Source organism: Novosphingobium sp. ST904, from assembly GCF_001298105.1.
Lineage (GTDB): Bacteria > Pseudomonadota > Alphaproteobacteria > Sphingomonadales > Sphingomonadaceae > Novosphingobium.
Genome location: NZ_LGJH01000078.1, coordinates 1 through 10,447, shown reverse-complemented (window position 1 = coordinate 10,447; position 10,447 = coordinate 1). Strand labels below are relative to the sequence as shown.

The following is a 10,447-nucleotide window of genomic DNA, read 5'->3' as shown; positions in this document are numbered from 1 at the left end:
GTATTTGGTACCTTTTGCCATCGACTATCTCCTTTGCTCTGACCCCCAGGCGAGCAACGCAGATCGGAGCCAAAATGGCTCCCGGCAGTCATTGGGTCTAACGAAGAACAATCAGCGAACGTTTAGGCTACGCGGCTCTCCGACGGGAGATTGAGGGTCTTGCGGCCAGCGGAAGCGGCTGCACGATCCCAAAGGAAATCGCCGGAAAAAGCAATGTGCTCCCAACCTACCGAGGAGGTATGGGCGAGGAGGTCATCAGGTACCGCGACCGACGTTGAACGGAGATGCTGGGCGGCAGCGTCCATGTAGATTGTGTTCCAATAGACGATCGCGGCGATGACCAGATTAAGGCCGGATGCACGATATTGCTGTGCCTCGTGGCTGCGGTCGATGATGCGGCCCTGGCGGAAGGTGTAGATCGCCTGCGTCAGGGCATGGCGCTGCTCGCTGTTGTTGAGGCCGGCATGGCATCGCCGGCGCAGATCGGGATTTTCGAGCCAGTCCAGCATGAACAGGGTCCGTTCGATCTTGCCGATTTCCTGTAGTGCGACGTCGAGCTGGTTCTGCCGTTCGTAGGCGGCGAGCTTTCGCAGCATGACCGATGGCGCGACATGACAGGCCTTGATCGACCCTACGAGGCGCAGCACGTCGTCCCATTGTTCAACGATGATGTCGGTGCGGATACGCTTGCCCAACAACGGGGCGATGGACGGATAGGTCGTGACTGGCGCGATCGGCGCGAGACGCCGGTCCGGAAAATCGCGCAGGCGCGGGCAGAAACGAAATCCCAGCATCGCGCACAGGGCGAAGACATGATCGGTTGCCCCGCCGGTGTCGGTGTAATGCTCGACGATCCTGAGATCGGTGCCATGGCTGGTGAGGCCATCGAGGACATAGGGCGCTTCATGCGTGGCGGCCGAGATCACATTGACGTGGTAAGGCCCGCGCTGATCGGAAACATGGGTATAGAAGCTAAAGCCATGATCGATGCCATAGCGGGCGTTGATGTCGCCGCCCGATGCGCCGCGCTTCGCGCCCCTGAAGAACTGGCCATCGGAACTGGAGGTAGTGCCGTCGCCCCATACGCGCGAGAATGGCAGGCGGTGATGCGCGTTGATGAGGACGGCCAGCGCCGCGCGGTAGCTGTCGTCGCGGATATAGGCGTCATGGGTCCACAGGAGTTGATCGCGCGTCACGCCCTGGCTTGCGGCGGCCATGCGCGACAGGCCGAGATTGGTGGCATCGGCTAGGATGGTGGCGAGCAGCGCGTTTTCGTTAGGGCACGCCTCGCCGGTGCGCAGGTTCGTGAAGGCAGCAAGAAAGCCGGTTTCCTGCGCCACCTCATGCAGCAGCTCGGTGACGCGGATGCGGGGCATCATCGCATCGAGCCGGTCGGCCAGGGCTTCGGCGTCGGGCGTTGCGATTGTGCGAACCGGGGATATCTGGAGACGGCGTCGCGGAACCGCACACCTTCGAGAGCGTCGCGCTTCAGGCGCTGGGCGAAATTCTTCAGCCGCCAGTCCAGTTCGCGTCCTCGTTGTTCGAGCCATTCGCTGGCTGTCGGCGGCAAGCCAAGAGCTGATACGATCGGCTTCGCCTTCGGTTCGCTGAGCAGGTAGCTGTCGAACCGGCGGTATCCCGCCGATCGCTCCACCCAGACATCCCCGGAACGCAGTTTGTTGCGCAGATGCGCGATCGTCGCGATTTCCCAGAGCCGCCGATTGATCTTGCCATCATCGCCAACGACGATTTTCCGCCATTCCTTGCGGAAGGGCATCGGAGCGCCGGCAGGCAAATCGCGTTTGCCCGACCTGTTGAGGTCGCGCAGCATCTCGATAGCGGCGATCGTTTTCGTACTGCCCTTTCCGGCCCTGAACTGGAGCGTCTCAAGCAGGTCGGGGGCGAACTTGCGCAACGTCGCATAGCGGTCGGCCGCGACCGTCAGCGGATCGAGGTTGGCAGTTTCCGCGATGGTCGCCACTTCCGGCCTTGCCTTCATCAGGGTGTTCCACCCGACCGATGCGTCCAGGACCTCTATTGGATCTTCGCCGGTATCGACCGCATCAGTCAGCGCGTCGATCGTCCTGCGAAAAATCAGCATCAGCCGCGCCACGTTCTTCGACGTGGTGGCATAGCTGCGTGCCTGGGCGTTTTTCGCGCGGGTGAAGATGCTGCCGATCAGCTTGTCCGCCATCTCCAGAGCGCTGTCGGTCAGCCGCTCTTCAAGATCGAGCAGGAAGGCAACCAGCGTGGCACGCCGCCGGGAAGGAACGTATCGCTCGATCATATAGGCAGGCGATGCACGGCCTTCCCTGACATATTGCCGGAATCGGTCCGCGTGGATGCGGCCAGCCACGTCCGGGGAGATGCCGATCTTCCGCACTTGCCGCAGGCGGTCGAGAATCTGGCGGATGTGATCGGGCCTTGCCGCGATGGGGATGGTCTTGAGCGAAGCGAGCTGGCTCATGCCGCCGGCGTCGTCAAAAAGCTGATTGAGGGCTTGGACCTGTTCGGTGCTGAGATCGGCGATCAGAGCATAGGCAGCTTGCTTGCGGGCACGCGCGCGTCCCGCGCTGCTGGCCCGTTCGATGGTGGAGATGGACGGCAGCAGAATTCGGGCCTTGCGAAGGGCGGTGACAACACCGGTCGCAATCGTCATCCCCTTGTCGGTCGCCCATGCCGCTTTCGCGGCCGCTTCGATCATGGAGGGAATATCGGTGCGGGTCGCCCCCCGAAGTCCCAAGCGCACCGCCAGCTCACGGGCATGATCCGTCATTGTCTGATCCCGCGCCGCATAGTTGGCCAGGTCGGTTACGTGCAGACCAAGTTGCTCAGCGACGAAAGCGGCGAGATCATGGGGTATTGCTCCCCTGTCCTGTATCAACTGCGCAAGCGTGATGCCCGGGTGCCGCAGGAGCGCGAGTTGCAGCGCCACGCCCAACTGATTCCGTCGCTCCCGTCGCGCGCCGATGATCTCGATATCGGAAGGCTCGAAGGTATAGAGCCGGGCCAAATGGCGTCACCTCAAGCTTTGTACGCTGAACAACGATTTTCCGGACATAATGTGAACATTGGTGTCAGGCAGCGGCGCGAAGGTACTGGTAGAGGGTTTCGCGGCTGATGCCCATGTCGCGCGCTATGGTCGCCTTGCGTTCACCGGCGCAACGCGGCGGTGCAGATCGGCAATCATCTCATCCGAGAGCGACCGTTTCCGCCCCCGATAGGCGCCGCGCTGCCGAGCGATCGCAATGCCTTCGCGTTGCCGTTCGCGGATCAGAGCGCGCTCGAACTCAGCAAACGCACCCATGTGCACAGCGACATCGCAGTTGAAGGGTCAGCGACATCGTAGATGACGTGTGGGGGGAAGCGGAGGCCGGGCGTAGCCCGGACGTAGCTTCCCCCCACACGGGCGCGGGTTTCCCCGTGCCGTTGGCGGCGACAGCGGTCAGGATGGTCCGATCTTCAACGCCAAGAAGAGGATCGGATGCCTGGCCGTCCCATCACCGACCAACAGCAGAGGTACTACATGTCCCTTCGTCAAAAACACCCGCAAAAAGCGGCCGCCGCCATGGCGGGCTTTTCCACCAGCACGGGCTACCGGACAGAGAAAGATCCCCGGTCGCCATCGGAGCGTCGCCGGGAGCGACGTCATGGCGGCGGCAGGCCAGATCCGCTCGCCGAACTGTGGGATAAAGAAATCGTGCCTTTGCTCGAGAGCACGCCGGGCCTGAAGCCCATCTCTATTCTTGGGGAGCTGGAGCAACGCCACCCCGGTCTCGATCTAACACCAGCCCGCAGGACCCTGGAACGCCGGATACGGCTATGGAAGGCCGAGTATGGACCAGAGCGTGAGGTCATCTTCCGGCAGGACCATCCGCCAGGCCGACAGGGCATGTCGGATTTCTTTGACGCCCGCGATCTGAAGGTCACCATCTCCGGCAATCCGAGCCCGCACCTGATCTATCACTTCGCGCTGGTCTATTCCGGGTGGGAGCATGCCGAGGTCGTGCTGGGAGGAGAAAGCTTCACGGCGCTGGCCTGCGGCCTTCAGAATGCGCTGTGGCAGCTTGGCGGCGTGCCGCACGAGCATCGCACCGATAGCCTCTCCGCGGCGTTCGCCAACCTGGAGCAAGATGCCCAGGAAGATCTGCGGACCCGCTATGCCGCCCTGTGCGCCGATTACCAGATGGAGCCCACCCGCAACAATCGCGGGGTCGCCCATGAGAATGGGTCCATAGAAAGCCGTCATGGTCACCTTAAGGATCGGCTCGATCAGGCACTCCAGTTGCGCGGGACACGTGACTTCGCCTCCATCGAGGACTGGCGCACGTTCCTCGCCCAGATCGTGGGCCGCCACAATGCCCGGCGGCGCGATGCCTTGCGCATCGAAGCTGAGCACCTGCGCCCGTTACCTTCACGCCGCAGCTGCGATTATGATGAAGCTACGGTGCTCGTCACCTCATCGGGCGGCTTCGTGCTGCGCAAGGTCTTCTACACCGTGCCTTCCCGGCTCATCGGCCATAGCCTGCGAGCCAGGATCTTCGATGACCGATCGACCTTTATCTGGCCGGGCAGCCCATCGAGACCCTGCCACGCGGGAGGGCGCCCGATCGCGGACGGGGCGGTCATGACCACGTAGTCAATTATCGGCACGTGATCCACAGCCTGCGTACCAAGCCCCACGCGCTGGCAAACCTTGTCTATCGCGACAAGCTCTTCCCTCGCAGCGAATATCGCCGCTGCTGGGATGCTCTGGAGGGTGCGCTTCCCAAAGCCGCCGCATGCCGCAGCATGGTGGGGCTGCTGTGGCTTGCGCATGACCAGGCCTGCGAGGCTGAGCTCGCCGCGACCCTGACCGGCATACTCGATGGCCAGGGTTTACCCGATCTGAGGGATCTGCAGGAGCGCTTCCAACGCCCCGGCAAAGAGCCGGCCGATGTGGTCGTCGATATTCCCCAGCCTGACACATACGACGATCTGCTCACCGCCAGGGAGATGGCCGCATGAGCATCACTGTCGACACCGCCCAGCTGCCCATGTTGCTTGGCACGCTGCGTCTGCCCACCATTGCCCGTCTCTGGCCGGACTTCTGTTCACGAGCGGACAAGGAGGGGTGGCCGGCTTCGCGCCTGCTGGCAGCCTTGGCCGAACTGGAACTCGCCGAACGCGAACAACGCCGGATCCAGCGCCATCTTACAGAAGCACGGCTGCCTCCCGGCAAGACCCTGGATGCCTTCGACTTCAGCCTCGTTCCCACCTTGAGCAAGGCCCAGGTCATGGCTCTGACCCAAGGAGATGCCTGGCTCAAGGCGGGCCACAATCTTCTGGCATTTGGTCCGCCCGGTGCCGGCAAGAGCCACGCCGCAGCCGCCATCGGCAACGAGCTCGTCGCGCGCGGATACCGGGTCTTCTTCACCCGAACCACCGATCTCGTCCAGCGTTTGCAGGCCGCACGTCAGTCCCTGACCTTGACCCAGGAGATCGCCAGGCTCGACCGCTTCGACCTGCTCATCCTCGATGACCTGTCCTACGTCCGCAAGGACCAGGCAGAGACCAGCGTCCTGTTCGAACTCATCTCTGCCAGATACGAAAGGCGCTCCATCATGATCACCGCCAACCAACCATTCAGCGGTTGGGATTCCATTTTTTTGGATAAGGCAATGACTGTCGCTGCCATCGACAGGCTCGTTCACCACGCCACTATCCTGGAAATGAACGTCGAGAGCTATCGCAGGCGATCCGCCCTGGCCGCAGCGACATCGCTCCGCGACAGTGCTCCTGATCCAGCGACATCGCCCAGCGACATCGAAACCATGCCAGCGACATCGCTGCGCGACAACGCCTCTTGATCCAGGCCAACCTCGTGTGACACTATCCCCAACGTCACCGCTGACACATCACCATCAATGTCGCTGACCAGTCACCGACGATGTCGCGCTACACCCATGACCGAGAGCATCAGATTGGCCATCGGGGAGTCCTCCCCCGAGAAGGACAGGCTTTCCTTCTCAAACTCGATCCGGATACCTCGCTTGGTGAGGCCCTGGACCAGCTTGCGCAGGTCATCCAGATTGCGGGCCAACCGATCCATGCTGTGGACGACGACGGTATCGCCTTCGCGGGCGAAAGTGAGCAGAGCCTCAAGCTGGGGGCGGTTGACGTCCTTGCCCGATGCCTTGTCGGTGAAGGTCCGATCGAGCGACTGACCTTCCAATTGGCGATCCACATTCTGATCGAACGTGCTGACCCGGACATAGCCGATCCGTTGCCCCTTCACTGCGCACTCTCTCCATCAAAATGTCAGGTTGAAATCTATGATACGTAACGAAATTCGTCAACAAATTCCGTTTATCACCCTAATCTGACAGAAACCGCAGTACCGCCCTGACGTCCAGTTAGGCTATACTCCAAGCTGACATCACGAAATCAAATCCCTCAAAGATGGCGTCAATTGCCTTGATGGGGTAAAAACTGGAGTGCTTCCAGGATGGGACATTCGGCAACGTCATCTCCAGTGCATCTGGCTAACGTGGTCGCCAGCGTCACCTCTATCTTCTGCAAATCTGCAATGCGGCGGCGGACATCTTCAAGGTGGAGTTCGGTTCTCGCCATAACCTCCGCGCAGGTTTGTGCACCGGTATCGGTGAGCGACAACAATGACCGTATCTCATCCATTGCATAGCCAAGGTCGCGCGCGCGCAGGATGAACTGCAACCTTTGCACCAGTTCCGGCGAATAGACGCGGTAGCCGTTGGAACTGCGAGGCGGCCCCGGCAGCAATCCCACCTTCTCGTAATAGCGGATGGTTTCGAGATTGCAGCCTGTTTTCCGGGCAAGCTGGGCACGCAAGATGCCGACCTGTTGCTCCATGAAAATACCTCTTGAGTCTGTAGTGGCTACAGAGCCTACACTGCGAATCACTCAGTTGGAACAAGGGATTCAAGCCATGGTCTCAACGCCGGAAGCGGGACAGCCAGCCCTCACCGAAAACCACGAGCCGAAGCAGGCAAACTGGGTTGCGGCGGGCGCATTGATCGGCGCGGGGCTCGCCTCGGCTTGCTGCGTCGTCCCGCTACTGTTGGTTATGCTCGGAATTTCCGGCGCGTGGATCGCCAACCTGACGGCGCTCGAACCTTACAAGCCCTATGTCGCAGGCGTAACGCTCGCGCTGCTCGGCTACGGCTTCTGGCATGTCTATTTCAAGCCGAAACCGCCCTGTGAAGACGGTTCCTACTGCGCTCGTCCACAATCGGCTTGGACCACCAAGGCGGTGCTGTGGCTGGGCCTTGCCGTCGCCATCCTGGCGCTCACCATCGACTGGTGGGCACCCTGGTTCTATTGAAAGGAAATACCCATGAAAAAGACAGTATGTATCGCTATGGCCGTGCTGGCTATGGCTGGCGGCGGGGTCGCCTATGCAGTTAGTGGCACGGCGCAAGATCGCCCCGCGGCTACCGCAACCGCTCAGAAGCAAACCACCTTTGCCATAGAGAACATGACCTGCGCCACCTGCCCGATCACCGTGAAGAAGGCGATGGAAGGCGTCGCCGGGGTAACGGCGGTCACGGTCGATTTCGCAGCCAAGACCGCGCGCGCAACCTATAACCCGCGCCGCACCAATGCTGCTGCGATTGCCGCTGCATCAACCAACGCGGGTTATCCGGCGCGCGCTATTCAAAACTGAGCGGGGCGCCGCCAGCGCCTCAAGAAAGCGATAAGCAATGAACGACTGTTGCAACCGCCCCGGGCAGGAAGGATTTGACGTGGCCGTCATCGGCGCGGGTTCTGCCGGGTTCTCCGCCGCGATCGCCGCTGCCGATCTGGGCGCGAAAGTGGCGCTCGTCGGTCACGGCACGATTGGCGGCACCTGTGTCAATGTTGGCTGCGTTCCTTCCAAGACGCTGATCCGCGCCGCCGAAGCGGTGCATGGTGGGCTTGCCGCCGCGCGCTTTCCCGGCCTTGGGGGCGCTGTCCAGATGGATGACTGGTCCGTATTGGCGGCGTCGAAGGACGATCTTGTCACGACGCTGCGCCAAAAAAAATATGTCGATCTGCTGCCCGCCTATGACGGTGTGAGCTATATCGAGGGCAAGGCACGCTTTGCCGATGGTGCGCTGATTGTCGGCGATGCGCCCATGAAGGTCGGCAAGGTCATATTGGCGATGGGTGCGCACGCCGCCGTGCCGCCGATTCCGGGGATGGACAGCGTGCCCTACCTAACCAGCACATCGGCGCTGGCGCTGGATCGCTTGCCCAAATCGCTGCTGGTGATCGGTGGCGGGGTGATCGGGGTAGAACTGGGACAGATGTTTTCGCGTCTGGGCGTTGATGTCACCATCTGCTGCCGAAGCCGCCTGCTCCCCGAAATGGACCCGGAAGTGAGTGCCGCGCTGAAAAACTATTTGGAAGCCGAGGGCGTGCGGGTTTGCGCAGGTGTCGGCTATCAGCGTATCGCCCAAACACAGAGCGGGGTCGAATTGACCTGCGAGGGGCATTGTGACACCGTCGCGGCGGAACAGGTGCTCATCGCCACCGGACGCCGACCCAATAGCGACGGGCTTGGGCTGGAGGAGCGCGGCATAGTGCTTGCCCGTAATGGTGGAATCGTCGTCGATGACCACCTCGAAACGTCGGTTCCAGGCATTTACGCGGCGGGCGATGTAACGGGACGGGACCAGTTCGTCTACATGGCCGCCTATGGCGCAAAACTGGCCGCGCGCAACGCGGTGACGGGCAACCAATACCGCTACGACAATTCCTCCATGCCATCCGTCGTCTTCACCGACCCGCAAGTCGCCAGCGCCGGCCTCACTGAAACGACAGCACGGGCGCAAGGCCTGGACATCAAGGTTTCGCTGCTCCCGCTCGATGCTGTGCCAAGGGCACTGGCAGCACGCGATACGCGGGGTCTCATCAAACTGATTGCCGACAAGGCGAACGACCGTTTGCTGGGCGGCCAGATCATGGCACCCGAAGGCGCGGATTCGATCCAGACACTGGTGCTGGCGATCAAACACGGCATGACCACCCTGGAATTGGGTGCAACGATATTTCCTTACCTGACCACTGTGGAAGGCCTCAAACTGGCGGCCCAAACGTTTGATAAGGATGTCGCCAAACTGTCTTGCTGCGCCGGGTGATTGCTCGGGGATCAACCGGCAACGAATGGCCTCCCTCCAGTGCAAGCCGCTTTGGTGTCAATTTTGTTATTCGCCTCAGCGGGAGAGCAAAATGGCACGACGCCGACTTCTGACCGGAGACGAGCGCCGGCGCCTGTTCGATCCTCCTGTCCAAGAAACCGCGATCATTGGGCATTATACCCTTTCTGCGGAAGATGTTGAATTGGTTGGGCGCCGCTATGGTCCAGCAAATCGCCTCGGTCTGGCTGCACAAATCGCTTTGATGCGACATCCCGGCTTTGGTCTGCAACCCGAGATCGGGCTTCCCGACGTCATTCTTCAGTACCTCGCGGCACAGTTATTCGTCGATCCTTCCTCCTTCTCTGCATATGGTCAGCGCGCGCAAACCCGTACCGATCATGCCGATCTCGTGGCGCGTTATCTTGGCATACGCCCGTTTCGACGCGGCGACCTGGCACTTGCCCTGAATCTTGCCGCGCAAGCCGCCGAGTATACAGACAGAGGTGAACCGATTGTTCGCGCCCTCATGGTTGGCCTGAAGGGTGAGCGGTTCATTCTTCCGTCAGGCGACACACTGGAACGCGCCGGTCTTGCTGGCCGGGCACGCGCACGCAAAGCTGCCGCAGCCGCAATCGTCGAAGGCCTCAGCTCTGCTGAACTGACACGGCTAGACGAACTCGTAATCAACAACCCGGATTTCGGCATGACACCGCTGGCGTGGTTGCGTAATTTCGAAGAAGCCCCGACTGCGGCCAATATCAATGGCTTGCTTGAGCGCCTGCGCTATGTTCGCGGCATAGGTATCCACCCGGTAGTTGGGGGCGCCATTCCGGAATTCCGCTTTGCCCAATTTGTCCGCGAGGGCGGCGTGGCACCGGCATTCCTGCTTTCGGATTACAGCGTCAATCGCAGGCGGGCGACGTTGACGGCCGCAGTGATCGACCTTGAGGCCAGACTTGCCGATGCCGCGATCCAAATGTTTGACCGACTTATCGGCGGCATGTTCACGCGCGCGCGGCGTGGGCGCGAGCGTCGCTACCAAGATAGTATTCAGTCGGTGGGGCAACTCATGCGGCTTGAAGCGCCCCGGGTTTTCAGGAGGCAGTTTTCATTTGGCTATGCAGCCATATCGAGGTTCTCGAGGGCTGCATAGTAATTGTCTTCGGCCTCAGCGGGCGGGATGTGCCCGATAGGGCCGAAGAGCCGGTGATTATTGTACCAATCGACCCAGCGCAGCGTTGCCATTTCCACGGCCGAAACGCTTGGCCATGATCGCTGCCGCCAGATGACCTCGGCCTTGTAAAGGC

Annotated in this window: 5 protein-coding genes and 6 pseudogenes; 6 read left to right on the top strand and 5 right to left on the bottom strand. The window is 61.3% G+C overall.

Annotated elements, in window-relative coordinates; all coding sequences use genetic code 11:
* Window positions 1-122: 122 nt before the first annotated feature.
* Both ADT71_RS01315 and ADT71_RS29900 read right to left on the bottom strand, forming a co-directional pair.
* Window positions 123-3,013, bottom strand: a pseudogene (locus ADT71_RS01315) (Tn3 family transposase); the annotation flags it as partial.
* Between the two features lie 64 nt (window positions 3,014-3,077).
* Window positions 3,078-3,307: pseudogene (locus ADT71_RS29900) on the bottom strand (recombinase family protein); the annotation flags it as partial.
* 177 nt (window positions 3,308-3,484) lie between these two features.
* On the opposite strand from ADT71_RS29900, the pseudogene istA reads away from it, so the two are divergent.
* Window positions 3,485-5,007: pseudogene (gene istA, locus ADT71_RS01310) on the top strand (IS21 family transposase).
* Window positions 5,004-5,849 (top strand): IS21-like element helper ATPase IstB, encoded by an 846-nt coding sequence (gene istB / locus ADT71_RS01305; protein WP_054434399.1) that lies wholly within the window; start codon window positions 5,004-5,006, stop codon window positions 5,847-5,849. The pseudogene istA and the gene istB overlap by 4 nt, the downstream one beginning before the upstream one ends.
* 92 nt (window positions 5,850-5,941) lie before the next feature.
* On the opposite strand, the pseudogene ADT71_RS01300 reads toward istB, so the two are convergent.
* A pseudogene (locus tag ADT71_RS01300) lies at window positions 5,942-6,277 on the bottom strand (recombinase family protein); the annotation flags it as partial.
* Window positions 6,278-6,447: 170 nt separating this feature from the next.
* Entirely contained in the window at window positions 6,448-6,870 is a 423-nt protein-coding gene (locus ADT71_RS01295) for a helix-turn-helix domain-containing protein (RefSeq protein ID WP_014072603.1), read from the bottom strand.
* A gap of 76 nt (window positions 6,871-6,946) precedes the next feature.
* Between ADT71_RS01295 and ADT71_RS01290 the strand changes: the two genes are divergently transcribed.
* From ADT71_RS01290 to ADT71_RS01275, 4 genes and pseudogenes are all read left to right on the top strand, one after another.
* Complete coding sequence (locus tag ADT71_RS01290; protein WP_014072602.1) at window positions 6,947-7,342, top strand: mercuric transporter MerT family protein; 396 nt, start codon at window positions 6,947-6,949, stop codon at window positions 7,340-7,342.
* 12 nt (window positions 7,343-7,354) lie between these two features.
* Entirely contained in the window at window positions 7,355-7,684 is a 330-nt protein-coding gene (locus tag ADT71_RS29895) for a heavy-metal-associated domain-containing protein (protein ID WP_004213249.1), read from the top strand.
* A gap of 37 nt (window positions 7,685-7,721) precedes the next feature.
* Window positions 7,722-9,140 carry a mercury(II) reductase gene (gene merA, locus ADT71_RS01280; protein WP_004213247.1) on the top strand — a complete coding sequence of 473 codons (1,419 nt, stop codon included), beginning with the start codon at window positions 7,722-7,724 and terminating at the stop codon, window positions 9,138-9,140.
* A gap of 91 nt (window positions 9,141-9,231) precedes the next feature.
* Window positions 9,232-10,218, top strand: a pseudogene (locus ADT71_RS01275) (DUF4158 domain-containing protein); the annotation flags it as partial.
* Window positions 10,219-10,256: 38 nt separating this feature from the next.
* Here ADT71_RS01275 and ADT71_RS01270 read toward each other — a convergent pair.
* Window positions 10,257-10,447 (bottom strand): annotated as a pseudogene (locus ADT71_RS01270) (IS3 family transposase); the annotation flags it as partial.